Source organism: Kocuria sp. BT304, assembly GCF_003290245.1.
GTDB lineage: Bacteria > Actinomycetota > Actinomycetes > Actinomycetales > Micrococcaceae > Kocuria > Kocuria rhizophila_A.
The window spans coordinates 973097-997543 of sequence record NZ_CP030039.1 but is presented as its reverse complement, the minus strand read 5'-3'; the positions used below and the strand labels follow the sequence as shown (position 1 = coordinate 997543).

Below are 24447 nucleotides of genomic sequence, written 5' to 3'. Positions count from 1 at the left end.
CTCACTCACCGTCCAGGATCGCGGGAACACGGAACTTGCCGTCCTGGCTGTCCGGGGCGTTGAGGAGGGCCTCCTCCTGGGTGAGCATCTCGCCCACCACGTCCTCGCGGAAGACGTTCTGCAGCGGCAGCGGGTGGCTCGTGGCGGGGACGTCGGGCCCGGCGGCCTGGCTGACGGAGGCCACGGAGGAGACGATGAGCTCGAGCTCGCCGGCCACCCGGGCCAGCTCCTCGTCCGTCATCTCGATCCGCGCCAGCTCCGCCAGATGTGCCACCTGTTCGCGATCGATCGCAGACATGCATGCTCCTGGGATTGCTGTGAGTGGTTCCGATCCAGTCTAGCGAGCGCCTACCCTGGATTGAGCACACCCCTCACTCCCCGAAGGAGACCCCCTCCGTGGCCCAGCCCTCCGCACACTCCTCACGACGCCGCTCCACGCCTTCCCGGGGCACGTCCCGGATGACGAAGGCGGAGGCCGCCCGCGCCCGGGCCGACCACGACAACGCCTGGCGCCAGTGGGTCTCGGACGCGGCCGTGGAGGCGGTGGACACCGCACTGAGCCACGTGCAGGCGGTCGTGGAGGACCAGGTCGTGCAGTACGGCGCGTTCCCCGCGTTCCTGGTCACGGGCCGCAAGGACGGCGAGTTCGAGCTCGACTCCGTGGACCCCGAGGGCCTGTCCCCCGAGGAGATCCTGGACTCCCTGCGCGCCACCGCCCGGGAGAAGGCCCCCAGCATCCTGGTGGCCGCCCTGGCCTACCCGGCCACCCTCCCGGACCGCTCCGGGGCCACCGCCGTGATCGCCGAGGTGGAGCACCGCGAGCGGCTGAGCCTGGAAGTGGTGCAGGAGTACCAGGCCGTGGAGGCCAAGGGGCGCACGTTCGTGAACTTCGACGACCCACACACGGACCGTGCGGAGCCGTGGCTGTTCGGGGTCAGGGACTGAGCCCCTCCCCCGGGAACCTCACCAGGCAGGCAGCTCGGGCAGCGCTCCCCCGCTGCGCACGCCCTCGGTCCTGCCGCGGGCCAGCCAGCCCAGCAGCGCCACGCGGTCCCCGGTGACCAGCTGACCGCCGTCACCGACCACCCACTCGTCGTGCTCGGTGGTGCGCAGCGTCATCCCGGGTGCGCCCTTGGCCCGCATGGTCCGCACCGCGCCCTCCAGGGTGTCGAGCACCGACTGCGGGTCCGCGTCCGCGAGGGTCCACGAGGTGTCGAGGTCGTCGTGGTGCATCACGAGCTCCGCGACGCGCACGGACGGGATGGCGGCCGCGGTGATGGGCTTGCCGTGCAGGTCCAGGTCCGTGACCCGCAGCGGACCGGCCAGGCGCTCGCACTGCCGGGCGAAGTGGGCGGCGTTGTCCGCCGAGCGCCGCAGCAGCTGCTCCCGCGGCAGCGCGGCGAGCTCGTCGATCTCGGCGTCCCGCAGCTCCCGGGACGTGTAGGGCTGCTGCCGCTCGCCGGTCACGGCCCAGTCCACGAGCTTGGCGATGGCCCGCGCGTTGGACGCGAGGTGGGCCACCACGTGGGCCCGGTCCCACGACCCGCACAGAGAGGGCTCCAGCAGCTGCTGCTCGGAGAGGGAGTCGACGGTGGCCAGATAGGAGTCCGGCTCGTGCTGCAGCCGGGCGAGGTCGGACGAGAGACGCGTGGGGTTCACCATGGCGCCAGCGTAGCGAGGCCACCCCGGTGGCGCCACGGACACGGGACGCCATCCGTCGGACGACGTCCCGTTCCGCACTCCGGCCGCGCTAGGACACGTGGTGCGCCATCTGCTGGCGCAGCTCACGCCGCACGCGCTGCGCCTCGGGCGAGGGCACCGGCACGGCCGCGAGCAGCCGCTTGGTGTACTCCTGCTCCGGGTGGCGCAGCACGGCCTCGCGCGCGCCCTGCTCGACGATGTGACCGTGCTGCATGACCACGATCCGGTTGGCCAGCCGGTCGATCACCGCGAGGTCGTGGGTCACGAACAGGCACGCGAAACCCATCTCCGCCTGCAGCTCCTCGAACAGATCCAGCACCGTGGCCTGCACGGACACGTCCAGTGCGGAGGTCGGCTCGTCCGCCACGAGCAGCTTGGGCTTCAGGGACAGGGCGCGGGCGATGCCCACGCGCTGCTTCTGACCGCCCGAGAGCTCGTGGGGGTAGCGGTTGCGGTAGTTGCGCGGCAGGCGCACCTGGTCCAGCAGCTGCTCGATCCGGTTCTGCAGCTCCCCGCCCTTGGCCACGCCGGCCAGGAACATGGGTTCGCCGATGGACTCGCCGATGGGCAGCCGCGGGTTCAGGGACGAGGCCGGGTCCTGGAAGACCATGCCCACGTCCTTGCGGACCTTGTTCAGCGTGGACCGGGACGCCCCGGCCAGTTCCACGCCGTCCACCACGAGGGAGCCCGCCACCGTGGGCAGCAGTCCCACGGCCGCACGGCCGATGGTGGTCTTGCCGGAACCGGACTCGCCCACCAGGCCCACGGTCTCCCCCGCGGCCACGGTGAGACTCACGTCCTCGACCGCGCGGAACGCGGGGTTGCGCCCCTGCTTTGGGTACTCGATGGCCACGTCCTTGAGCTGCAGCACCGGGGCCACCACACGCTGCGCGAGGGTGTCCATGGAGGCTTCCTCCGCGGTGCTGCGGTCCACGGCCATGGGCCTGGCCAGGGACTGCTCCAGGACCGCGATCATGTCAACGGACTCGTCGTCCTCGTTGCCCTCGCCCAGGTGGGGGACGGCCTGCAGCAGCGTCCTGGTGTAGGGATGCTGCGGCGCGGTGAAGATCTGCTCCGCGGTCCCCTGCTCCACGATCACGCCCTTCTGCATGACCGCGATCTTGTCCGCGAGGTCCGCCACCACACCCATGTCGTGGGTGATGAGGATGACCGCGGAGTCCAGCTGGTCCTTCAGGTTGCGGATCAGGTCCAGGATCTCGGCCTGCACTGTCACGTCCAGCGCCGTGGTGGGCTCGTCCGCGATCAGCAGCTTGGGGTCGCAGGACAGGGACTGCGCGATCATCGCGCGCTGCCGCTGACCGCCCGAGAGCTGGTGGGGATAGGAGCGGAACGCCTTCTCCGGGTCCGGCAGCTCCACCATGGTGAGCATCTGCTTGGCGCGCTCCGCGGCCTCGGCCGGTGAGACGTCCCGGTGCAGCCGGATGGTCTCCACGATCTGCTGGCCCACCGTGTACACGGGGTTCAGGGCCGTCATGGGCTCCTGGAAGATCACGGCGATCTCCTCGCCGCGCACCCGGCGCAGGGCGTTGCCCCGAAGGCCCACCAGCTCCTCACCGCCCAGCATGGCGGACCCCCGCACGCGGGCGTTCGAGGGCAGCAGCCCCAGCATGGACATCGAGCTCGCGGACTTGCCGGAGCCGGACTCGCCCACGATCGCGAGCACCTCGCCCGCGGCGACGTCGTAGTTCAGGTCGATCGCGGCGGGAACCCACTCGCGGTCCACGCCGAAGTCCACGGACAGTCCGCGCACACGCAGCACGGACTCTCCGCGTGCCGCGGTCGTGCGGGGCCTGCCCCGGCGGGCACCGGTCTCGGCGCGCTGGGCCCTGCGGCCGCGCCGCTTCTCGGCACCCGCGGCGGTGGTTCCGGCGGCCGCGCTCGCGGCCGTGGCCCCGGCAGCGGTGGCACCCGGTGAGCCCGGGTCGGCGGCGGCCGGGTCCTCGGGGGCTGCCACACGGCCGTCACCGGTCCGGGCGCCGTTCCACGGCGCGTTGTGCTCGGCGGCCGTGGGCTCCGAGGCGGCGGGCTCGCCGCCCGTCGCGTCGGTGCGGGCGGACGACGCCGCCGCGTCCGGGGCCGCGGGAGCGTTGCCGGTGGCGTGCGGATCGCCCGTGGAGTGGTGCGGCTCGGGGGTGCCCTCGGGGATTCCGTGGGGCTGGTGCGAGGTGCTCATCGTGTGTGCTCCGTCGTGTTGAGAACTCGGTGCGCGGCCGTGGCGCGCGCACATTGCCTAGCATGGGGGTCATGCCGAAGACCCATGAACCCGCCCCGGGGCGCGAGACCTACCGAGCGGCGTCGGCGCCGTGGCTGACGGGCTTCCTGGCAACCCTGGGCCTCGTGGTGCTGCTGAGCGGGTGGGGTCACACCGCCTCGCACCACGTGGCCGCGGTGTGCGGCGGACTGGCCCTGGCGGCGCTGGGGTACGCGCTGTACTGGCGTCCGCGCCTGGAGGTCCGCTCGGAGGGTGTGCGCCTGGTGAATCCGGCACGCTCCGTGAGCATCCCGTGGGGCCGGATCGTGGACGTGCGCACCCGGTTCGCGGTGACGATCGCCACCGAGGAGCGTGCCCACTCCAGCTTCGCGCTGCCGGCGTCCGGTGCCGGTTCCACCCTGCGCGCCGGGGCGGACGCCGTGAACCGCAACCACCCCATCGCACGCCCGGACGGGTCGGTGCGCGTGGGTGATCTCACCTCCACGGCGTCCGGCGCGGCCGCTCACCGCGTGCGCACCCTGTGGCAGCGCAAGATCGACACCGGCGAACTGGACGTCTTCGCCACGGACAAGGATCCCGAGCCCGTGCGTTCCCACGTCGTGGCCGGACCGCTCGCGGCGGTCGTCGTGCTGGGCGCGGCGAGCGTCCTGCTGTACACGGTGTGAGACCGGCGGGGTCATCGGCCCGCCTGCTCCGTGGCGCCGCGTGAGGCGGCCTCGGTGCCGGGGGTGGGCGCGTGCATCTCGTCCGTGCCCTCGCCGATCTCGCGGGCGCGCTTGGGATTGAACTTGCGCTGGCGCGGATCGAAGGCGTCCCGCAGGCCGTCGCCGATGAAGTTGATGGTCAGCGCAATCGCCACGATGAACACACCGGGCCACCAGAACAGCCACGGCCGGGTGGCGAACGCCGTCTGGTTCTCGCTGATCAACCGGCCCAGGGACCAGTCCGGGGCCTGGATGCCCAGTCCCAGGTAGGACAGTGCGGTCTCCAGCAAGATCGCGGAGGACATCAGCAGCGTGATGTTCACCGTGATCACGCCCACCGTGTTGGGCAGGATGTGCTTGAAGATGATGCGCCCGCTGGAGGCACCGGCCAGGCGGGCGGCGTCCACGAACTCGCGTTCGCGCATCGTGAGGAACTCGCCGCGCACCAGTCGCGCCAGGCCCGGCCACGAGGCCAGCCCGATGAGCAGACCGAGGGCGATCACCGTGGCGAACGTGGGCAGTCCGTGCGAACGCACCCAGGAGATGGCCAGCCGGCCGAGCAGCGCGGCGAGGATCACCAGCGGGATGATGATGATCACGTCCGTCAGGCGCATCAGCACGGCCTCGGTCCAGCCGCGGAAGAAGCCGGAGAGACCGCCGATCACGGTGCCCACGATGCCGGCCACGACACCCACCACGACCATTACGATCAGGGAGTACTGCGTGCCCTGCATGGCCATGGCGAAGAGGTCGCGACCCAGGTTGTCCTGCCCGAACGGGTGCTCCCCCAGCGAGGGCGGGAGCAGGGACAGGGTGGGACGGCCGCCGTCGAGCACGGTGCCGGTGGCGTCCGGACCCCACTTCCACCAGCCGGGGATGGGCCCGATGCCCAGTGAGGTCACGGAGAGCACCACGATGAACAGCAGCACCGCGAGGGAGACCACGGCGCCGGTGTTGCCGAAGAACCGCTGCCGGACCAGCTGGCCCTGGCTCTTGCCGCGCACGTCGTGGGGCTTCTGCCCCGCTTCGGGGTGCTGTTCCATGGTCTCGGGAACGTCGATGGGTTGTGGCTGGCTCATGCTTTCACCCTCACTCGGGGGTCGAGTACGGAGTACACCAGGTCTGCGACGAGGTTGAAGACCATGGCGACGATGCCGGTGACCAGGAAGACGCCCATCACCGGGTTGGGGTCCACATTGCGCACCGCTTGGACGAACAGCTGCCCCATGCCGGTGAACGCGAACACGGACTCGGTGATGATGGCGCCGCCGATCAGACCGCCGATGTCGAAGGCCACCAGCGTGGCCAGTGGGATCAGCGCGTTGCGGAAGGCGTGGCGCATGACCACGGTCCGCTCGGAGAGGCCCTTGGCCCGCGCGGTGCGGACGTAGTCCTGGCCCATGATCTCCAGCATCGACGCGCGGGAGTAGCGGGAGTAGGAGGCCAGTGCCAGCAGCGTCAGACAGATGGTGGGCAGCAGCAGGTGGGTGAAGCGGTCCAGGCCCGTGGTCCAGAAGTCACCCGTGAAACCGGGGGTCGCGGAGTTGGCCGTGGCGATCGGACGGCCGCGGATGTGGCTCGAGTCCACGTAGTCCGGCCAGGACTGCATGAAGCGGTCCAGGATGATCAGCAGCGCGACGAAGAACCCGGTGACACCGGCCACGCGGGCGCCCTGGCCGCGGTCGTAGCCGCCGGCGAAGTAGCCGATGGCGGCACCCGCCGCGGTCAGCACGACGACCAGTGCCAGGACGGTCAGCAGTCCGGCGCCCTTGAACGCGTACTGCACCGGGAAGTACAGCGCGAGGCCCAGCACCACCGTGCCCAGCGCGGCGTACAGCGCGCGCCTGTTGCGCAGCCCGGCCATCAGCACGGTGGCGATCACCGCCACCAGGATGCCCGTGAGCGCGATCAGCGGGATGCCCAGGAACGGGTGGTTCAGCCAGTCCGTGGCCAACACGAAGTAGATGACGCCGAAGGTCACCACGAAACCGGCGCCGGCCAGGAGCAGCCGGGTGCGCATCCGCCCGAAGGAGACGAGGAACCAGATCAGCGCGACCACCAGGGATATCACCACGATGGACACCATGGAGAGCACCGGTTTCTGCAGGAAGTCGTTGAACTGGATGGCCACGACCTCCTTGAGCAGCACCGCGAGCCAGAAGCTCGGCAGCGAGAAGCACAGGAACGTGAGGAACGTGATGCCGTAGTCCAGTCCGGAGTACTGGCGCAGGGCGGAGACGATGCCCAGGGTGATGCCCACGACGATCGCGAGGATGGTGCCCACCGTGACCAGCATGATGGTCTGGGTCATGGCGAAGGCCAGCAGCTCGGTCACTTCCTGGCCGTCGCGGCTGACGCCCAGGGAACAGGTGTCGGCGAAGGGCACGAGGCACCCTGCGGCGCCGCCGAGCCACGTGAAGTAGCGCAGGATGGGCGGGGTGTCCAGGTTGAGGGCCTCCACGCGCGCCGGGATTAGCTGCTGCGCATTGGGATTGCCGTAGAGGTCCCACAGGGGGTCTCCGGACGCCGCCGTCATGAGGTACACGATGAACGATGCGCCCAGCAGGATGAGCACGGCCGTGATGAGCCGTCTGAGAATGTATGAAGTCATGTTGCTGCCTCGAAGAGAGTGGTGGTCACGACGCTGCGCGGGCGCGAGAATCCCGCGCCCGCGCAGCGGTCATGAGGGGAGGGCCTCAGTCGACGGGGGTCGACAGTCCTACTTGCGGCTCCACTCGGAGACGTTCCAGAACACACCGGTCTGGTTCGGCTGGTACTTGTCCACACCGGCGATCTTGTCGGACGTGGCCACGTAGCCCACGGACTGGAACAGCGGCAGACCGTACGCGTCCTCGAAGGTGTGCTTGTCCACCTCAGCGATCTGGTCGTTGCGCGAGGACTCGTCCAGGTTGGCGCGGGCCTCGTCCACGAGCTTGTCCACGTCCGCGTTCGAGTACTTGTTGTAGTTGCCGCCGCCGCCGGTCTTGAAGATCTGCGAGAGCATCTCGGTGCCCACGCCCGGGGAGACCCAGCCGTACAGGGACGCGTCATAGTCGCCGTCGGAGAGCTTCTCGGACCAGTTCGGGTCGCCCAGGTCCTCGACCTTGAACCCGGCCTTCTCCGCGGACTCCTTGATCAGCTGGAAGGTGTCCACGCGCTGCGGATTGCCGTTGTTGTAGAGGATCCGCACCGTGGGCGTCTTGCCGTCGAGCAGCTTCTTGGCGCCGTCGATGTCCACGTCCCCGTAGAGCTTCTTGGCGTCGTTCTTCTCCACGGCCTTCGTGTAGGCATCGCCCTGGCTGGAAACGAACATCTGCGAGTTGAGCACCTCGGCGTCCTCCTTGACCGGCTTGACCAGCTGGTCGAGGATCTGCTGGCGCGGGATGGTCTTCAGGAACGCCTCGCGGGTCTCCTTGTCCTTGAATGTGTCCGAGCCGAAGTTCAGGTCCACGTGGTCGTACGCGAGCTGGTCGCCCTGCTGCACGTTCACGTTCTCGATCTGCTTGACCTGGTCCATCGTGTCCTTGTTGACGTTGTTCGGCTGCATGATGTCCACTTCGCCGTTGCGCAGCGCCTGGATCTGAGCCGTGGCGTCGCCGATGGTGCGCAGGGTGATCTCGTCCAGCTTGCCCTGGTGCTCGCCCTTGTAGTTCTCGTTCTTCTTCAGCGTGACGGAGTTGTTCTCCACCACGGTGTCGATCGTGTACGGACCGTTGGCCACGAGGACGTCCTTGTCGTCCGGGGTGGACGTGAAGTTGAAGGAGGTGTCCCAGGCCTTGCCGATCTTCTCCAGCTCGGGCTGCTTCTGCGGGCTCTTGGAGTCCCCCTTCTTCTGGTTCTCCAGCACCTTGAGCAGCTCGTCCTCGGACATCCCGGCCTTCTTGGCCACCACGTGCGCGGGCATCAGGTAGTTTTCGTCGAAGGCGATCTCCCAGTCCGCGTTCTGCTTGCCCCACGTGACGGTCATGGTCTTGCCGTCCTCGGAGAACGTGGGCATCTCCGTGGAGCCCAGGATGTCCGTGGAGCCGGCGATCGAGAAGTAGTCCTTGCCGGTCTTGCCGTCCTCGCTGGAGTCGTTCGCGTAGCCGGAGAGTTCGCTCCACCACAGCATGAGGTCGGCCTTGTCGATCTTGTTGCCGTCCGACCACTGCGGGTCCTTGAGCGTGTACTCGACCGTCAGGGGGTCGTCCGAGGTCTTCTTGTACGTGCCGAAGCCCTCGTTGGGGTGGATCTTCTGCTCCGGGTCCACCGTGGTGAACCCTTCGCGGGTCATCTCCGCCACGTGGCCGTTGATGTCCAGGTTCGTCTTGGTGTAGCCGGGGTTCGCGCCCGAGAACTTGTTGGTCTCGGCCACGGTCACCACGCCGCCGTCCTTGGCCGCGCCGCTGTCACCGCCGTCCTTCTTGTCGTCCCCGCCGCCGCCCACGCTGGCGCAACCGGTGAGTGTCAGTGCAGCGATGGCCGTGAGAGACACGGCCGCCTTCCCCTTGAAGGTGTACTTTCCCATGACGTTTCCTCCTGATGTGGTGCCCGTGGAATGTGCGTTGCACCCCCGGTGGTTGTCACCCCGAGCCGTGGCCGGCGTCACCGTTGATTATGGTGCGTCTCACAATGAACGACAGGTTACCCAGCGTTCACCGATTCCGGGCGAGATGTCAGCGTGTCGCGAGCGTGTCGACGTTTTCGGCGTGTCGCGCCCTCTCCCCCGCCCGCCCCCGCGGCCCGGCTCCTGCCCTACCCTGGAGGCATCCGTTCCACGACATCCCGGGAGGCCCCAGTGAGCACCACGCCGCACGAACGTCCCGCAGCATCAGGCCTTCCGGGCGACGACGCCGCCGGGGGCCCCGGCCCGGGCCCGGTTGCACCCCGGCAGGCACGGGAGCTGCACGAGCCCGAGGTGACCGACCGTGAGGGGGCGGCCCCTGCGGCGTCGGCGGACCGGGGCGCCACGGTGGACGAGAACCCCGCCGTGGATCCGGGCGGCCACGGCCCGCAGGACACCCACCCCCGGAAGGCGGGACGCACCCGCACCACCGCGCCCGCCACGGACCCCGCCCTGGACACCCCCGTCAAGCGCGGTGTCTCCGGCACCGTGTGGGCGGCGCTGATCGCGGGAGTGATCGTGCTGATCCTGCTGCTGGTCTTCATCATCCAGAACAACGTGGGCACGCGCTTCGAGTACATGGCGTGGACGTTCAGCCTGCCGCTGGGTGTGGCCATGCTGCTCTCGGCGATCGCCGGCGCGTTGATCATGGCGCTCGTGGGCTCCGTGCGGATGTTCGCCCTGGGACGCCGGGTGCGCAAGCTCGAGCGCGAGCGCGAGCGGATCAAGCACACCCTCGAGGGCTGAGCAGCCCACCACTGCCGCGCGCGGTGACCGGTTCGCGGGACCGGCGCCGCGCGCCGTCGTGCCCGGGGACCTCGAGGGCCCGGGACGCCCCGTGCGACCGGGTGCGGAGAGGGAGGTCACAACCGCGCTGCGACCCCGCTGCGGCAGGGCGGAACGCAGAACGGTGCGGGTACTCTGGAGGGCAGCCCCAGTGACCGTCGATGCAAGGAGTCATTGTCCATGCCCAAGATCATCTACACCGAGACCGACGAAGCGCCCATGCTGGCCACGTACTCGTTCAAGCCCATGGTCGAGGCGTTCGCGTCCACGGCCGGGGTGGAGGTCGAGACCCGGGACATCTCCCTGGCCGCCCGCATCCTGGCGCAGTTCCCGGACCGGCTCACGGACGCGCAGCGCGTCCCGGACACCCTCGGGGAGCTCGGGGAGCTCGCGAAGACGCCGGAGGCCAACATCGTGAAGCTTCCCAACATCTCGGCCTCCATCCCGCAGCTCAAGGCCGCCATCAAGGAGCTGCAGGCCGACGGCTACGACCTGCCGGACTACCCGGAGGACGCCTCCTCGGACGAGGCCAAGGACGTCCGCGCGCGCTACGACCGCGTGAAGGGCTCCGCCGTGAACCCGGTGCTGCGCGAGGGCAACTCGGACCGCCGGGCGCCCAAGGCCGTCAAGGAGTACGCCAAGAAGCACCCGCACACCATGGGCGCGTGGTCCAAGGACTCCAGGACCAACGTGGCCACGCTGGGCCACGACGACTTCCGCACCAACGAGCAGTCCGTGGTGATGCCCGCGGACGACACCCTCACCATCCAGCTGGTCAGCGACGGCAAGACCACCGTGCTCAAGCAGTCGGTGCCCGTGCTCGCCGGTGAGGTGGTGGACGCCACGTTCATGAGCGCCGCCGCCCTGGACGAGTTCCTCACGGCCCAGGTGGTCCGCGCCAAGGAGGAGGGCATCCTGTTCTCCGCCCACCTCAAGGCCACCATGATGAAGGTCTCGGACCCCATCATCTTCGGCCACGTGGTCAGCGCGTTCTTCCAGGACGTCATGGAGCGCTACGGCGCGGACCTGGCCAAGGCCGGACTCTCCCCCAACGACGGACTGGCCGGGATCCTCTCGGGCCTGGACGCCCTGGAGAACGGCGCCGAGATCAAGGCCGCGTTCCAGGAGGCCATCGACAACGGCCCCGAGCTCGCCTACGTGAACTCGGACAAGGGCATCACCAACCTGCACGTGCCCTCGGACGTGATCGTGGACGCCTCCATGCCCGCGATGATCCGCACCTCCGGCCAGATGTGGGGCCGCGAGGGCGAGCAGAAGGACACCCTGGCCGTGCTGCCGGACTCCTCCTACGCCGGTGTGTACCAGACCGTGATCGACGACTGCCGCGAGAACGGCGCGTACGACCCCACCACCATGGGCACCGTGCCGAACGTCGGTCTCATGGCGCAGAAGGCCGAGGAGTACGGCTCCCACGACAAGACCTTCGAGATCACCGAGGCCGGCACCGTGCAGGTGGTCAACTCCGCCGGGAACGTGCTCATGTCCCACGACGTCCAGCCGGGTGACATCTGGCGTGCGTGCCAGGCCAAGGACGCCCCCATCAAGGACTGGGTGCAGCTGGCCGTGCGCCGCTCCCGCGAGTCCGGGATGCCCGCGGTGTTCTGGCTGGACGAGTCCCGCGCCCACGACCGCAACCTGATCGAGAAGGTCAACACCTACCTCGCCCAGGAGGACACCGACGGGCTGGACCTCCGCATCCTCTCCCCCGTGGAGGCCACCCAGTTCACCATCGACCGCATCCGCCGCGGCGAGGACACCATCTCGGTGACCGGCAACGTGCTGCGCGACTACCTCACGGACCTGTTCCCCATCCTGGAACTGGGCACCTCCGCGAAGATGCTCTCGATCGTGCCGCTCATGAACGGCGGCGGCCTCTTCGAGACCGGTGCCGGCGGCTCGGCCCCCAAGCACGTGCAGCAGCTGCAGGCGGAGAACCACCTGCGCTGGGACTCCCTCGGTGAGTTCCTGGCGCTTGCGGCTTCCTTCGAGCACCTCGCCACGCGCTTCGACAACCCCAAGGCGCAGGTCCTCGCGGACACCCTGGACCGGGCCACGGGCACGTTCCTGAACGAGAACAAGTCCCCGTCCCGCAAGGTCAACGAGCTGGACAACCGCGGGTCGCACTTCTACCTGGCCATGTACTGGGCCGAGGAGCTCGCCCGGCAGACCGAGGACGCCGAGCTGGCCCAGGCCTTCCGGGAGGTGGCCTCCGAGCTGCGCGCCAACGAGGAGACCATCAACGCCGAGCTGCTCGGCGTGCAGGGCTCCCCCGCGGACCTCGGCGGCTACTACTGGCCCAAGCCGGAGCTGGTCTCGGGAGTCATGCGCCCGTCCGCCACGCTGAACCGGATCGTGGACTCCCTCACGGCCTGATCCGACCCGCACGCGGCGCACCTGTGGGCGCACCGCGTGGTCCTCGGACCGCTCGCTGCTGTGACGACGCCGCCGCGCCCCCTCGTCGGGGACGCGGCGGCGTCGTCGTGTCTGGTGTGGTGGGCCGGGCTCAGCCCGGCGAGGGCGTCGAGCTCGCGCGGGGGCAGGGCACTACGCGCGGGTCAGGAGGGCGCGAGCTCAGTCCCCCGTCCGGCGCGGGAGCTGCCGGGTCAGGACAGGGCGGCCACGGCGGCGTCGTAGTCCGGTTCCTCGGTGATCTCGGGGACGAGCTGGGTGTGGACCACCCGGCCGTTCTCGTCCACGACCACCACGGCGCGCGCGAGCAGGCCCTCGAGCGGGCCGTCCGTCATGGTCACGCCGTAGTCCTCGCCGAACGAGGAGCGGAACGCGGAGGCGGTGACCACGTTGTCGAGTCCCTCGGCGCCGCAGAAGCGCGCCTGCGCGAACGGGAGGTCCTTGGACACGCACAGCACGGCGGTGTTCTGCAGCTCGGACGCGCGCTTGTTGAACTCGCGCACGGACTGGGCGCACACGCCGGTGTCCAGGGACGGGAAGATGTTGAGCACCATGCGCTGGCCGGTGAACTCGTCCGACGCCACGGGGCCCAGATCGGCGCCGACCAGGTCGAAGGCGGGGACGGAGGTGCCCTCGGCGGGCAGCTCGCCCGCGGTATGCACGGGATTTCCTTGGAATGCGGTGTCAGTCATGACTCCATTGTGGGCCGACGCGGTGCCGCGCGCACAGGTGCTTATGCCGTGCGCTGAACCGGTGCGCTGATACTGTCGGTCACACCGTGCCCGTTGTGACGCACCACACACGCGTCACGCACCCCAGGAGGAATCACCGTGAGCCTCACACCCGTCACCGTGGCCGTCACCGGAGCCGCCGGCCAGATCGGCTACAGCCTGCTCTTCCGGATCGCCCACGGGGACATGCTGGGCCGCCAGCGCCCCGTCCGGCTGCGGCTGCTGGAGATCCCCTCGGCGCTGCCCGCCCTGGAGGGCACCGTCATGGAGCTGCAGGACTGCGCGTTCCCGCTGCTCGCTGACGTGGAGATCGGCTCGGACCCCCGCGAGGTGTTCGACGGCGCCCAGCTGGCCCTGCTCGTCGGTGCCCGCCCGCGCACCAAGGGCATGGAGCGCGGCGATCTGCTGGAGGCCAACGGGGCGATCTTCACCGAGCAGGGCAGGGCGCTGAACGACGTGGCGGACCACGACGTCCGCGTGGTGGTCACGGGCAACCCCGCCAACACCAACGCACTGATCGCCCAGCGCAACGCCCCGGACATCCCCGCCTCCCGCTTCAGCGCGCTGACCCGCCTGGACCACAACCGGGCCGTGGCCATGCTCGCCGCGCAGACCGGAGCGTCCGTGGACAACGTGAAGCACCTCTCCGTGTGGGGCAACCACTCCGCCACCCAGTACCCGGACCTGGACCACGCCCGGGTGGCCGGTCGCCCGGCCCTGGACCTGGTCTCCCGCGAGTGGGTGCAGGACACGTTCATCCCCACGGTGGCCAAGCGGGGTGCCGCGATCCTGGAGGCCCGCGGGGCGTCGTCGGCGGCGTCTGCAGCGAACGCGACCATCGACCACGCCCGGGACCTCATGCTGGGCAACCACCGCGGCGACTGGACCTCCATGTCCGTGGTCTCGGACGGCTCCTACGGTGTGCCGGAGGGCTTGGTCAGCTCCTTCCCGGTGACCACGTCCGGAGGGGACTGGTCCATCGTGCAGGGCCTGGACATCTCCGAGTTCTCCCGCGCGCGCATCGACGCCTCCGTGGCGGAGCTGGAGTCGGAGCGCGCCGCGGTGCAGGAGCTGGGCCTGATCTGATCAGGCCGCGCCGCCGGGGCCGCACCGCTCGTGGACGCCGCCTCCTCCCAGGAAAAAGTGCAGGTTTTGCCGACACTGGGTCGAATTTGGGCAAAAGCTGAACTTAAGCCCATGTGGTGCGGGCGCGGGGGCCTTGCAGCAGTCCCCTACTGCTTCCCTCCGTCGTCCTCCTAGCGCAATTACTCCGCTAATGCTGATTTCGGCTCGCCCATCTGCATTTACTCCACACGAGAGCTGGCCAACCCGTTCGTGACCGCCCACGCCACCCTCTGTCTTGCATGATGTCGTGGACCGAGCAAGCCACCGGAGGGGTGCCAGGTGAGTGACCACAGCATGGAGCGCGCCGAGCAGCCGGAGCTGGAGACCGATGAGATATTCATCCGGCCTGCGTGTCTGGCGGACGACTGGATTCTGGCCCGTATCGACCATGCCGGATGGTCTCCGCGCACCGATCCCGGTGAGCACTGGAGTGCCGCCCGGCCGTTCTTCGGAGCGCCCACGGGAACCACGGTGCAGGACGTGCTGGTCGCCTGGCAGTCCGAGAGCATCGTGGGCTACATCAAGATACGCCCAGAGTTAGGGCCGTTCGGCGACTGGTATATCGCCGGACTGGCGGCGGCTCCGACAGCGCGCAGACAGGGAGTGGCTCGCCAGCTCGTGCGCGCGGCGTTGGATCGAGCCGCTCAGCACGACGGCCACCAGGTCTGGCTGAAGGTGCTGTCCACCAATGTCCCCGCCATCCGGCTGTACTTGTCCCTCGGCTTCGTGGAACTCTCAAGGACCCGAGGGAGCTTCAGGCAACGACCGGGCGCGGATGACCTGCGACTCGCGCGGTTATTGCGGGGTCTTCCCACGGAATTCGCCGGTTGAGAATACCGCTCCCTGCCCGGCAGAGCTGGCATCTCCTGAGCGGATATCCCCGCCCTTGTCACGTGAGCTTCGCGCGCGAGATGTCCTGACGCTCGGTGCATTGCGGAACACGGAGCGACACCTCCTTCGTCTCGGTCACCGGCGGGAATGGGCTCTGAAACGGAGGAGTGCACGGTACCGGCACCGCTCAGCCTTTTTTGCCGCCAGCGGCCCCAGGAAAAAGTGCAGATTTTGCCGAAACGGGGGTCGAGTTTCGGCAAAATCTGCACTTAACCCTGGGTGGTGCGGGCGTGAGGGTGCCGCGGCGGGTCAGTTGCGCCGCGCCGGGTCAGTGGTGGCTGGTGGATCGGTTCCGCGCGGCGGGTCAGGCCTTCGCGGCCTCGAGGGCTGCTCGGAAGGCGGTTTCCGCGTCCGCCGAGAACGGCACGAACACCACGGTCTCCACCGTCGTGTCCGTGGCCAGCACCGTGTCCACGGCGATCTTTGTGGCGCTGTCCATGGGCCATCCGTAGATCCCCGCGGAGATGGCCGGGAACGCCACCGACCTCGCACCGATCTCGTCTGCCACGCGCAGCGACTCCCGGTAGCAGGACGCGAGGATGTCGCTCTTGTCCTTGGTCTTGGCGTAGACCGGGCCCACCGTGTGGATGACCCAGCGCGCGGGGAGCTCGTAGCCGCCCGTGGCCACGGCCTGACCCGCGGGGAGGCCGTCCTGCAGCGTGGTCTCCCGCAGCTTCCGGCACTCGGCCAGCAGCTGCTTGCCCGCGGCCCGGTGGATCGCCCCGTCCACTCCCCCGCCGCCGAGCAGCGTGGAGTTGGCCGCGTTGACGAGCGCGTCCGTCTCGACCCTGGTGATGTCGCCCTTGCGGATCTCGATGTTCATGGGCCAACCCTACTGCGGCATCTCGCGGCGGGGGCGGCCGCGCGGGCGGGCCGGATCCGGGCGTGCCGCCTGCGGGGATGGCGCCGCCCGCAGGCCTCGGTCCCGTCCGGCACCTCGCGGCGCGTTCCGGTGCCGCGCCGCACCTGCCGGGACGGGCGCTCAGCAGGCGGCCGGCCCCACGTACATCCAGCGGCCCGCGCGCCGCGCGAACTCGGAGATCTCGTGCATGCTGCCGGGCCGGCCGGCCGTGACGTGGTGTGCGGTGAACTCCACGATGCCGTGCTCGTCCTCCGGTCCCCCCGCGGCCACGCTGTCCACCTGCAGACCGGCCCAGCGGGTGTCCGGGTCCACCGTCGTGTCCGCCGGGCGGGTGCCGGGGTGCCACGTGCGGAACAGGTGGTCCTCCGCACCCAGGGCGAACGCCGTGTACCGCGAGCGCATCAGCGCCTCGGCCGTTTCGGGCCACGCATCGTTCGCGAGCGCCGGCCCGCAGCACTGCTCGAAGGACGCACCGGCAGGGACACCACCGCAGGGACACACGTTCATGGTCGTCCAGCCTACCGGCGAGGCGCCGAACGCCACAGGGCCGCCCATGCCCGCCATCACGTGGCAGCGCGGCCGAGCCCACCGGGCTACCGCGTCACCGGGCCCCGGGCGCCTCCATGACAGCCGCCTCGGACACCCACGCCTCGCCCCCGCCGCGCCCCAGATGCCCTGACTCCATGGTCCGCGTGTTCTCCTCGCGCGCCCGCGAGACCGTGGCGCGGCACCACTCGCCCCGCTCGACCGGATCGCAGACCGTGCGCACCCGGGCGACCGGCCCCGCTACGTGCCTGGACGGGCGAGCCCGCCGGACTGCTGCAACACCGGGCCGTCGGGCACTCGGCGCCCCGATCAGGTGCCCGCCGAGGCGGCCAGGGCCAGGGCGTCGTCGAGCATCTGCTCGGTGAGCAGACCCGTGAAGGTGTTGCGCTGGCTCACGTGGTAGCAGCCCACGAGTCGCACGTCCCGGCCGTCCGGGGTGCGCAGGGGCACGACGACGCCGTGCCCGAACTTCGGGCGCGGCCGGGGCACTTCCCAGCCCATCCGCACGGCCGCGGCGAGCACCGTCTGCCACGCGATGCCGCCGAGCGCCAGGATGCCCCGCAGCTCGGTGAGCAGGGCGATCTCACGGTCGAACCAGCCACCGCACGCGGCCTTCTCGTCGGGCGTCGGTTTGTTGGCGGGCGGGGCGCAGCGCACCGGGGCGACCATGCGGACCCCGTGCAGTGCCTGGCCATCCCCGGCGGTGCTCACGGTCTCGTGCTCGGCGAACCCCGCGCGGTGCAGGGCCGCGTAGATCCAGTCCCCCGCCCGGTCCCCCGTGAACATGCGCCCCGTGCGGTTTCCACCGTTCGCCGCGGGGGCCAGCCCGATGACCGCCACGCGCGCCCGGGGGTCCCCGTAGGACGGCACGGGTCTGCCCCAGTACGGCTCGCCCGCGAAGGATGCGCGCTTGGTCTGCGCCACGTCCTCACGCCACTGCACGAGCCGTTCGCACGCACGGCACACGCTGGCCATCGCGTTGAGCTGGTCCACGTCCTCGGCGGTCGCGGCGAGATCGCGCACCGCGGCGTCGTCGTGCGCCACGGGGGTGTCCGTGGCGGCGGGGTCCTCGGGCCACCCCGTGCCGGGCGGCACCGGCGACGGGAACGGCTGCCCGGTGAGGGGGTGAGGCAGCGGGCGGGCGGCGTCCTGGGTCATCGCGGGTCCCTTCTCGCTGCTCGGTGTCTCGGACGGGGTGCGTGTCCGGGCGGGATCGAGAACGGGGCGCGATACTGCCCGGGACCGTTGGCGCACCCGGCGGGAACCGCGTCCTGCAGGGGTGATCGGGGCCCGGGGTCGTTTCCGGTCGCACGGCGCAGGGCGAGTCCGGATCGGGCCGGGACGGGACGGGTCGACCCCGCACGCGCGAGCGGCAGGTGCGCCGGGTGCGGGCCCGGACCGCGGCGGCGTCGTGCGCTCACAGCAGACCGTTCTCCCCGAGTCGGCGCAGGATCTTGCGGCGCCACTGCTCCGGGAACTCGGGCGCGGACGCCAGGCCACGGTATGCCTCCCGGTCCACGGTCCCGGCGGCCATGATGCGCACGACGTCGCCCACGGACACCGCACCCGAGGGCCGGCTCATGAATTCAAAGGCGTCCCCGGCGCCCACGTGGCCCTCCCGCAGGACCCGCAGGTAGAAGCCGATACGGGCCGTCCGCTCCATCTCCCGCGGCAGGTCCCAGTCCGACCAGCGGCGCGAGATGGTGTTGCAGGGGGTCCGCGGCTGGGTGACCTGGACCAGTGCGGTGCCCACCTGGAACGTGTCGCCCAGGAACACGCGGTCCTCCGTGGCACCGCGCAGGGTGAGGTTCTCCGAGAACGCCCCGGGGCCGAGGTCCCGCCCCTCTGCGCACCACGCGTCGTAGTTCTCGGCCGCGTAGCAGCACACCGCCTTGTCCGGACCGCCGTGGTGCTGGAGGTCGCCCTGCTCGTCCCCGATGAACCCGGTGCCGCTCAGGAAGAGCCTCCCGGTACGCGGTGACTTCTCGGCGGCGGTCTCCAGCTCCCGACCGTCCCACCGGTGAGCCCGCACCTCCCCGGTGTGCAGGGCGGTCACTGCGGCGTCGGTGACGGTGGGTTGAGGGTTCTCCACGGTGGTCTCCTGGTCTCGGGGTGGGTGGCGGCGGCCGCCACGGGGTCGTGCGAGTGGCTGGTCCGTCAGGCGGCCACCGGGACGCAGTCCGCGCACCGGGTCCGGGCTCCCGTGCCCGTGCAGGTCTCGCAGCACAGGAACAGCCGGCGGCACTGCTGGTTGGCGCAGTTCACGTACCGGGGCGTGGCCTCCCCGCACTGCACGCACCGCCCCAGGGACCGGGCCGAGGGCGAGAACTCCAGGTGCCGGCGCTCGTCGAAGACGTAGAGGGACCCGTCCCACAGGCCGCGGTCCCCGTAGGCCTCCCCGTAGCGCACGATCCCACCGTCCAGCTGGTACACGTCCCGGAACCCGCGGTTGCGCAGCAGCACGCTCAGCACCTCGCAGCGGATCCCGCCGGTGCAGTAGGTCACCAGGGCCTTGTCCTTGAGATGGTCGTAGGCGCCGGAGTCCAGCTCCCGCAGGAAGTCCCGCGTGGTCTCGGTGCGGGGCACGACGGCGCCGCGGAATCTCCCGATCTCCGCCTCCAGCTGGTTGCGGCCGTCGAAGAACACCACGTCCTCACCGCGCCGCTCCACGAGCTCGTGCACCTCGTGGGGCGACAGATGGGTGCCCCCGCCCGCCACGCCGTGCTCGGTGACGCGGATGAGGTCCGGGGCGTCGAAGGTCACGAGCTCCGGGCGGACCTTCACGCTCAGCCGTGGGAAGTCGTCCCCCGCCCCGTCGGACCACTTGATGTCCGCGTGCTGGAACGGGGCGTACTCCTTGAGGCCGCGGACGTAGGCCTTCACGTCATGGATGTCCCCGCCCACGGTGGCGTTGATGCCCTGCTCCGAGACGATGATCCGGCCCTTCACCCCGGAGCGCTGCGCGAGGTTCAGCTGCCACAGCTTCACGGCCTCCGGGTCCGCGAGCGGGGTGAACACGTAGAACAGCACGATCTTGGGGACGGACATGGAACCAGCGTAGCGGGGGCCCTGCGGACGGAGAGGCGCACGCCCCGGCGGGCCAGTTCCGGGCTGGGCCGCCGAGACCCGTGTGCGTCATCTGGAGAGCGCAGAGGTGTTGTCCCCCCATCCAGCCCACAGGCCCGGGTAGTCTGCGACCGTGCGCATCCTCCCCCAGCACCCGAGCGCGCAGCGCCCCCTTCCGCCGCGCGTCCTTTGTGCGGTGGGCCGTGTGAGCGGGGTGTCCGCACTCGAGGGAGGGGCCCGTGGCACCGCGCGCCGGCCACGGCAGGGCCCCGGGCCGAGGCTCAGCCGCGGCGCGTGTGCTTGCCCGGCGTGGGGTGGCGCCGCAGCCGTTTCAGCGCCCCGGGGCTGAGGTTGGCGGGGCCGGGCAGGCGCCAGCCGAAGCGCCGCGCGGACACGCTGAGCACGGCGCTGAGCACGATGGCCCCGGCCATGCCCCACGTGGGGTGCCCGAGCACGGAGAGCAGGGCCATGAGACCGCTCGCGAGCAGCGCACTTGTGGCATAGAGGGTGTTGCCCCCGAAGATCGCGGGCAGCCGGCCCACGGCGATGTCGCGGATCATGCCGCCGCCCACCGCCGTGACCACGCCCAGCAGGATCGCGGGCGGCCACGCGAGCCCCGCGCCGAGCGCCTTGACGGTGCCGGTGGCGGCCCAGCAGCCCACGGAGAGGCAGTCCGCGACGAACAGCGCCCGGAAGGTCCACTTGCTGCCGAAGACCATGAGATAGGCGACCAGTGCGCCCGCGAGCGCCGTGGTGAGGTACGCGGGATTGGTCAGCGCCACGGGGAACCCCTGCTGCAGGAGGGTGTCGCGCAGCATGCCGCCGCCCAGTCCCGAGACGATCGCGAGCACCACGAACCCCACGAGGTCCATGCGCAGCTGCCGGGCCACCACCCCGCCCAGGATGCCGTTGGTGAGCACGCCCAGCAGGTCCACGACGTCGAACACGGCCTCCGCCTCGAGCTCCACCGGGTGCCGCCTCCTCTGACCATGTCCGCCGCTGTCCGGGGACCAGCATAGGGCCCGGCCGCACGGGCACCGCCGCTGCGTATGTCGGACGGGTGGGCCAGGATGGTCCCATGACCGACGTTCGTCCCGGATACACCCTGCTGGAGGGCCCGCCCTCCGTGGCCGACTACCTCGCGCTGCGCCGGGACACCGGCATGCACCCCAAGACCCGCGAGCAGGCCGAGGCCGGCATTGCGGGTGCGTGGGCCGCCGTGCACGTGCGCCACCTCCGGAGCGGGGCCACGGTGGGCATGGGCCGCGTGATCGGGGACGGCGGGTGGTACTTCCACGTGATCGACATGGCCGTGCTGCCCGAGCACCAGCGTCAGGGCCTGGGAAGCGCCGTCCTCGAGCACCTGCTGGACACCATCCGCGCCTCCGCTCCCCCGGGCGCCTACGTGAGCCTCATGGCCGACGGTCCCGGCCAGCCCCTGTACGCGCGTCACGGCTTCGAGGACAGGGCACCGCGCACCGTCGGGATGAGCCTGCGTCTGGAGGGCCCCGGTGACTGAGGCCCCCGCCAGCGCCGGAGCGCCCCGCTGGAGTGCTCCGTGCGGCACCGTGATCGGACGCCACGACGGCCCCGTGGACCGGGCCACCGGCATCCGGTACGCCCGCGCGGGACGGTACGAGCGCCCGCAGCCGGCAGCCGCGGCGTCGTCCCCCGTCCACGCCACGGAGCCCGCGCCCGCGTGCCCGCAGCCACCCATGCCGTTCCTGGACGAGATCGTGGGCAGCAACATCGGGGACCTGCCCCAGGACGAGGACTGCCTGAGGCTGTCCGTGACGGTACCGGCGGGCACCCCCGCGGATGCCTCGCTGCCCGTGATGGTGTGGATCCACGGGGGTTCCTACGCGGCCGGTGGAGGGGACGCCCCGTTCTACGACCCCGCCGCGCTCGTGGCCGAGCAGCACGTGGTGGTGGTCAGCGTGACCTACCGGCTGGGGCTGCTCGGCTTCCTCGGCAACGGGGAGGACATCCCCGCCAACCTGGGGCTGCTGGACATCGTGGCCGCGCTGCGCTGGGTGCGGGAGAACATCGCGGCGTTCGGCGGGGACCCCGGCAGCGTGACGGCCTTCGGGCAGTCCGCGGGCGGGGACGCTGTGGCGCACCTCATGGTCGTGCCGCAGGCCCGGGGCCTGTTCCGGAGGGCGATCATCCAGAGCGCGCCCTTCGGACTGCTCAGGGGCCGGGCGAGGATGAGCGCCCTCATGGCCGCCACCGCCGCACCGCTGGCCCGGGACGCGCCGCTGGAGCAGGTGCGCGCCGTGCAGCAGCGCGTGGCCCAGGCGGCCGTGCGGCACGGGCTCAAGGGTCAGATGCCCTTCGGACTGCAGTACGGCCACGGCCCCCTGCCCGCGGAGGCCGAGCTCGACGCGGCGTGGCGGGAGGCGGCGCCGCACGTGGAGGTCCTCGTGGGCCACACCACGCGGGAAGCGGCCCTGTTCACCGCCCGCATCCCACCCCTGCTCTCCCGGATGCAGCACCCCCGCAGGGCCAAGCGCGTGGAGCGGCTGCTCATCACGCCCTTCACCCGGCGCCTCTACGGCCGGGGCGCGGAGCGCTTCGCGCAGCGCCACGCGCAGGCCGGGGGCACCGGGTACCGGTACGAGTTCTCGTGGGGTGTGGGCCGCAACCCGGTGGCAGGTGCGCACATCTCGGAGCTGCCCCTGCTGTTCCCGGGCCACGACGTGTGGGAGCGCACCCCGCTGGTGGAGGGGCACACGTGGGAGCAGGTCCTCTCCGACGGCGCCCGGCTGCGCCGCGCGTGGGCGGACTTCGCCCGGGGCGGCACACCGCACAGCGACCCCCGGGCAGGCCTGCGGGTGCTGCCCCTCACCGGGGCGGCGTCGAGCCGCTGACATCATCGCGGATCGTTGTCGGCGGCCCCCGGAGGTGACGCGCACGTGGCCCGGGCGTCGTCGGGCAACTGACCTCCGTGCGGACCGTTCACGCGGCGCCGGCAGGTGCAGCACGCGGTCCGGGGCGTCCGCGGGGGTCTCAGTCCCGCAGCCGCTCCAGTCCGGGGTGCGTCATGATGCCGTCCGGCCCGTACACGGCATGCACCGCGGCCGCGCACACGTAGGGAGCCGCGGGCCCGTGGAGCATGAGGGGCTCGGTGTCCGGGAAGTCGAACACCACGTTCCAGTTCTCCGGCTCGGGGTAGAGGGCGGTGGCTCCGCCGTACCAGAAGCTGAGCCACCGCCCGTCCCCGCGCTGGCACAGCGCGCGCCGGTCGGTGACGATCACCCGGGCCTGCTGGATCTCCCGCCACTGGGTCTGGGCCGCCTGCTCGGCAGCCTTGCGACGGGACGAGTTGGCCAGGGCGGTGGCGCCGTAGGCCGCCACCACGAAGGACGTGCTGCCGAAGAAGAACCCGCTCGTGTGCTGGTACACCGCATCCGTGCCGTAGTACCGGGCGTAGTCCGCGGGGGCGTCGATGATCAGCCGCTCGCCCGGCTGGAGCACCACTCCCCACACCTGGCCCGCGTTCGGCACCTGGTCCGCGGCCAGCATGCGGGACAGCTCCTTGGCACCGGCCCAGTAGCTCTGCGCCTCGTCCTGGGTGGCCACGACGGCGCGCTCGCTCCTGGTGTAGCGCCCCGCGCGGTTCTCGTGCACGCGCCACGAGCGCCACAGGCTGCGGACCAGCAGCACGGCGAACCAGATGAATCCCACCACGGAGGCAATCAGCAGCACCCCGGCCAGCAGGACCACCGCCCCGCTCGACGCGAGCTGACCGGTGACCCCGCACACCGTGTAGAGCACCGCGCACGCGGCCATGCCCGCCACGGGTCGCAGCCACCGGTGGGAGGCCCATGCCGACCGGAACCGGTTCACGGCACCCGGCGAGGACGTGGGGGGATCTGCGTGCTCTGACATCGGCCGCCTTTCGGGGTCACCCGCGCGGCGCGTGGTGCCGGGCGGGAGGGGGGGACCTCCGATGCTACCGCCGAGGTGCTACCGGCCCGGGAGGACACCCGCGGCCCGGGCGATCTCGGCGTAGGCGTGCGCGAGGTCGTCCAGGGAGGAGTGGGCGTTGAGTCCGCTGGGGTTGGGCGCCACGAACAGCTCGGTGCCCGGCCAGGGCGCGTCCTGCCTGCCCGTGGCAGCGCCGGGGCGCTCGAACGCCTCCCGGTAGGCCGTGATCCCCAGCACCGCCACCACGGCCGGGTGGCGCTCCCGGACGAGGCGGTCGAGCCGGCGGGCGCCCTCTCGCAGCTCCTCCCGGGTGAGTTCGTCCGCCCGTGCGGTCGCGCGCGGGCACACGTTGCTGATCCCGATCCCACGGCCCGTGAGCTGGGCGAGGTCTGCGGGGTCGTAGCCGGCCGCGGCGTCGATGCGCGTGTCCGTGATGCCCGCACGGTGCAGCGCCGGGTAGAACCGGTTGCCGGGACGGGCGAAGTGCGCTCCCGTGGCCGCGGTCCACAGCCCCGGGTTGATGCCCACGAACAGCAGCCGCAGAGGATCCGGCAGCAGATCCGGGACGGTGCGGTCCCGGTAGGAGTCCAGCTCGGCGCGTGTGAAGCCCATGGGCACCGATCCTAAGCCTGCGCTCCGACGCCGCACGGGCCCGGGCCCGCTCGCCGCGCCCCGGTGGCCTCGTGGCGTCGTCACCGCGGCTCCGTTGTTGCGGCCTCGACGTCGCCGACTCGCCGTCGCGGCCCCGTCGTCTCAGCTCCGTCGTCGAGACCCCGTCGCGGGATGACCCGCCGCGGCGGAAACCCCGAGACAGCGGGCCACGAGACGGAGGGCCCCGG

At 71.0% G+C, this 24447-nt stretch carries 23 protein-coding genes; 8 read left to right on the top strand and 15 right to left on the bottom strand.

Annotation, left to right across the window (positions count from 1 at the left end):
- Position 1: 1 nt before the first annotated feature.
- A complete protein-coding gene (gatC, locus tag DNL27_RS04600; RefSeq protein ID WP_012397880.1) occupies positions 2 to 298 on the bottom strand; it encodes an Asp-tRNA(Asn)/Glu-tRNA(Gln) amidotransferase subunit GatC in 297 nt (98 codons plus the stop codon).
- Positions 299 to 396: 98 nt separating this feature from the next.
- Here gatC and DNL27_RS04595 point away from each other — a divergent pair, with 98 nt between their 5' ends.
- Complete coding sequence (locus tag DNL27_RS04595; protein ID WP_229578060.1) at positions 397 to 945, top strand: hypothetical protein; 549 nt, start codon at positions 397 to 399, stop codon at positions 943 to 945.
- Positions 946 to 963: 18 nt separating this feature from the next.
- Here the strand turns inward: DNL27_RS04595 and DNL27_RS04590 are convergent, their stop codons facing one another.
- Both DNL27_RS04590 and DNL27_RS04585 read right to left on the bottom strand, forming a co-directional pair.
- Entirely contained in the window at positions 964 to 1662 is a 699-nt protein-coding gene (locus DNL27_RS04590; protein ID WP_112234836.1) for a maleylpyruvate isomerase family mycothiol-dependent enzyme, read from the bottom strand.
- Between the two features lie 88 nt (positions 1663 to 1750).
- Positions 1751 to 3895 (bottom strand): ABC transporter ATP-binding protein, encoded by a 2145-nt coding sequence (locus DNL27_RS04585; protein ID WP_112234835.1) that lies wholly within the window; start codon positions 3893 to 3895, stop codon positions 1751 to 1753.
- Positions 3896 to 3966: 71 nt separating this feature from the next.
- Between DNL27_RS04585 and DNL27_RS04580 the strand changes: the two genes are divergently transcribed.
- On the top strand, positions 3967 to 4599 hold the full coding sequence (locus DNL27_RS04580) for a PH domain-containing protein (protein WP_239494453.1): 633 nt from the start codon (positions 3967 to 3969) through the stop codon (positions 4597 to 4599).
- Between the two features lie 11 nt (positions 4600 to 4610).
- Here DNL27_RS04580 and DNL27_RS04575 read toward each other — a convergent pair whose 3' ends face one another.
- The 3 genes from DNL27_RS04575 to DNL27_RS04565 all read right to left on the bottom strand — a co-directional run bounded on the left by DNL27_RS04575 (position 4611) and on the right by DNL27_RS04565 (position 9145).
- Positions 4611 to 5717, bottom strand: a complete 1107-nt coding sequence (locus tag DNL27_RS04575) for an ABC transporter permease (RefSeq protein ID WP_239494452.1) — start codon at positions 5715 to 5717, stop codon at positions 4611 to 4613.
- Positions 5714 to 7249, bottom strand: coding sequence for an ABC transporter permease (locus DNL27_RS04570; protein WP_110919615.1), 1536 nt, complete (start codon positions 7247 to 7249; stop codon positions 5714 to 5716). The genes DNL27_RS04575 and DNL27_RS04570 overlap by 4 nt, the downstream gene beginning before the upstream one ends.
- A gap of 108 nt (positions 7250 to 7357) precedes the next feature.
- A complete protein-coding gene (locus tag DNL27_RS04565) occupies positions 7358 to 9145 on the bottom strand; it encodes an ABC transporter family substrate-binding protein (RefSeq protein ID WP_112234833.1) in 1788 nt (595 codons plus the stop codon).
- 390 nt (positions 9146 to 9535) lie between these two features.
- On the opposite strand from DNL27_RS04565, the gene DNL27_RS04560 reads away from it, so the two are divergent.
- Positions 9536 to 9988 carry a lipopolysaccharide assembly LapA domain-containing protein gene (locus DNL27_RS04560; protein WP_369061093.1) on the top strand — a complete coding sequence of 151 codons (453 nt, stop codon included), beginning with the start codon at positions 9536 to 9538 and terminating at the stop codon, positions 9986 to 9988.
- A gap of 219 nt (positions 9989 to 10207) precedes the next feature.
- Positions 10208 to 12421 carry an NADP-dependent isocitrate dehydrogenase gene (locus tag DNL27_RS04555; protein WP_112234832.1) on the top strand — a complete coding sequence of 738 codons (2214 nt, stop codon included), beginning with the start codon at positions 10208 to 10210 and terminating at the stop codon, positions 12419 to 12421.
- 230 nt (positions 12422 to 12651) lie between these two features.
- Here DNL27_RS04555 and tpx read toward each other — a convergent pair whose 3' ends face one another.
- Positions 12652 to 13149, bottom strand: coding sequence for a thiol peroxidase (gene tpx / locus DNL27_RS04550; RefSeq protein ID WP_112234831.1), 498 nt, complete (start codon positions 13147 to 13149; stop codon positions 12652 to 12654).
- Positions 13150 to 13287: 138 nt separating this feature from the next.
- Between tpx and DNL27_RS04545 the strand changes: the two genes are divergently transcribed.
- Together DNL27_RS04545 and DNL27_RS04540 are read left to right on the top strand one after the other, a co-directional pair.
- Complete coding sequence (locus tag DNL27_RS04545) at positions 13288 to 14274, top strand: malate dehydrogenase (RefSeq protein ID WP_112234830.1); 987 nt, start codon at positions 13288 to 13290, stop codon at positions 14272 to 14274.
- Between the two features lie 318 nt (positions 14275 to 14592).
- A complete protein-coding gene (locus DNL27_RS04540) occupies positions 14593 to 15144 on the top strand; it encodes a GNAT family N-acetyltransferase (protein WP_162627096.1) in 552 nt (183 codons plus the stop codon).
- 364 nt (positions 15145 to 15508) lie between these two features.
- On the opposite strand, the gene DNL27_RS04535 is transcribed toward DNL27_RS04540, so the two are convergent.
- From DNL27_RS04535 to DNL27_RS04510, 6 genes are all read right to left on the bottom strand, one after another.
- The gene (locus DNL27_RS04535; RefSeq protein ID WP_112234828.1) at positions 15509 to 16027 is read right to left on the bottom strand and encodes an O-acetyl-ADP-ribose deacetylase; all 519 of its coding nucleotides are present in this window, start codon (positions 16025 to 16027) and stop codon (positions 15509 to 15511) included.
- Positions 16028 to 16186: 159 nt separating this feature from the next.
- Positions 16187 to 16573: a YchJ family protein gene (locus tag DNL27_RS04530; protein WP_112234827.1), complete on the bottom strand. Its 387-nt coding sequence runs from the start codon at positions 16571 to 16573 to the stop codon at positions 16187 to 16189.
- Between the two features lie 348 nt (positions 16574 to 16921).
- Positions 16922 to 17770: a uracil-DNA glycosylase gene (locus DNL27_RS04525; RefSeq protein WP_112234826.1), complete on the bottom strand. Its 849-nt coding sequence runs from the start codon at positions 17768 to 17770 to the stop codon at positions 16922 to 16924.
- 259 nt (positions 17771 to 18029) lie between these two features.
- Positions 18030 to 18704 carry an MOSC domain-containing protein gene (locus tag DNL27_RS04520; RefSeq protein ID WP_112234825.1) on the bottom strand — a complete coding sequence of 225 codons (675 nt, stop codon included), beginning with the start codon at positions 18702 to 18704 and terminating at the stop codon, positions 18030 to 18032.
- Positions 18705 to 18769: 65 nt separating this feature from the next.
- Positions 18770 to 19660: a rhodanese-related sulfurtransferase gene (locus tag DNL27_RS04515; RefSeq protein WP_112234824.1), complete on the bottom strand. Its 891-nt coding sequence runs from the start codon at positions 19658 to 19660 to the stop codon at positions 18770 to 18772.
- Positions 19661 to 19959: 299 nt separating this feature from the next.
- A complete protein-coding gene (locus DNL27_RS04510; protein WP_012397861.1) occupies positions 19960 to 20646 on the bottom strand; it encodes a trimeric intracellular cation channel family protein in 687 nt (228 codons plus the stop codon).
- Positions 20647 to 20756: 110 nt separating this feature from the next.
- On the opposite strand from DNL27_RS04510, the gene DNL27_RS04505 reads away from it, so the two are divergent.
- Both DNL27_RS04505 and DNL27_RS04500 read left to right on the top strand, forming a co-directional pair.
- Positions 20757 to 21197, top strand: coding sequence for a GNAT family N-acetyltransferase (locus tag DNL27_RS04505; protein ID WP_112234823.1), 441 nt, complete (start codon positions 20757 to 20759; stop codon positions 21195 to 21197).
- Entirely contained in the window at positions 21190 to 22548 is a 1359-nt protein-coding gene (locus tag DNL27_RS04500) for a carboxylesterase family protein (protein ID WP_112234822.1), read from the top strand. The genes DNL27_RS04505 and DNL27_RS04500 overlap by 8 nt, the downstream gene beginning before the upstream one ends.
- A gap of 139 nt (positions 22549 to 22687) precedes the next feature.
- Here DNL27_RS04500 and DNL27_RS04495 read toward each other — a convergent pair whose 3' ends face one another.
- Positions 22688 to 23569, bottom strand: coding sequence for a hypothetical protein (locus DNL27_RS04495; protein WP_112234821.1), 882 nt, complete (start codon positions 23567 to 23569; stop codon positions 22688 to 22690).
- A gap of 78 nt (positions 23570 to 23647) precedes the next feature.
- Positions 23648 to 24220 (bottom strand): mismatch-specific DNA-glycosylase, encoded by a 573-nt coding sequence (locus DNL27_RS04490; protein WP_055085894.1) that lies wholly within the window; start codon positions 24218 to 24220, stop codon positions 23648 to 23650.
- Positions 24221 to 24447: the final 227 nt, after the last annotated feature.

Excerpts from the sequence above, each read along its gene's own strand:
- DNL27_RS04575 (WP_239494452.1), bottom strand. The coding sequence starts at position 5,717 with ATGAGCCAGCCACAACCCATCGACGTTCCCGAGACCATGGAACAGCAC.
- DNL27_RS04585 (WP_112234835.1), bottom strand. The coding sequence starts at position 3,895 with ATGAGCACCTCGCACCAGCCCCACGGAATCCCCGAGGGCACCCCCGAG.
- tpx (WP_112234831.1), bottom strand. The coding sequence starts at position 13,149 with ATGACTGACACCGCATTCCAAGGAAATCCCGTGCATACCGCGGGCGAG.
- DNL27_RS04530 (WP_112234827.1), bottom strand. The coding sequence starts at position 16,573 with ATGAACGTGTGTCCCTGCGGTGGTGTCCCTGCCGGTGCGTCCTTCGAG.
- DNL27_RS04565 (WP_112234833.1), bottom strand. The coding sequence starts at position 9,145 with ATGGGAAAGTACACCTTCAAGGGGAAGGCGGCCGTGTCTCTCACGGCC.
- DNL27_RS04590 (WP_112234836.1), bottom strand. The coding sequence starts at position 1,662 with ATGGTGAACCCCACGCGTCTCTCGTCCGACCTCGCCCGGCTGCAGCAC.
- DNL27_RS04495 (WP_112234821.1), bottom strand. The coding sequence starts at position 23,569 with ATGTCAGAGCACGCAGATCCCCCCACGTCCTCGCCGGGTGCCGTGAAC.
- DNL27_RS04490 (WP_055085894.1), bottom strand. The coding sequence starts at position 24,220 with ATGGGCTTCACACGCGCCGAGCTGGACTCCTACCGGGACCGCACCGTC.
- DNL27_RS04525 (WP_112234826.1), bottom strand. The coding sequence starts at position 17,770 with ATGACCCAGGACGCCGCCCGCCCGCTGCCTCACCCCCTCACCGGGCAG.
- DNL27_RS04580 (WP_239494453.1), top strand. The coding sequence starts at position 3,967 with ATGCCGAAGACCCATGAACCCGCCCCGGGGCGCGAGACCTACCGAGCG.
- DNL27_RS04505 (WP_112234823.1), top strand. The coding sequence starts at position 20,757 with ATGACCGACGTTCGTCCCGGATACACCCTGCTGGAGGGCCCGCCCTCC.
- DNL27_RS04535 (WP_112234828.1), bottom strand. The coding sequence starts at position 16,027 with ATGAACATCGAGATCCGCAAGGGCGACATCACCAGGGTCGAGACGGAC.
- DNL27_RS04555 (WP_112234832.1), top strand. The coding sequence starts at position 10,208 with ATGCCCAAGATCATCTACACCGAGACCGACGAAGCGCCCATGCTGGCC.
- DNL27_RS04515 (WP_112234824.1), bottom strand. The coding sequence starts at position 19,660 with ATGTCCGTCCCCAAGATCGTGCTGTTCTACGTGTTCACCCCGCTCGCG.
- DNL27_RS04570 (WP_110919615.1), bottom strand. The coding sequence starts at position 7,249 with ATGACTTCATACATTCTCAGACGGCTCATCACGGCCGTGCTCATCCTG.
- gatC (WP_012397880.1), bottom strand. The coding sequence starts at position 298 with ATGTCTGCGATCGATCGCGAACAGGTGGCACATCTGGCGGAGCTGGCG.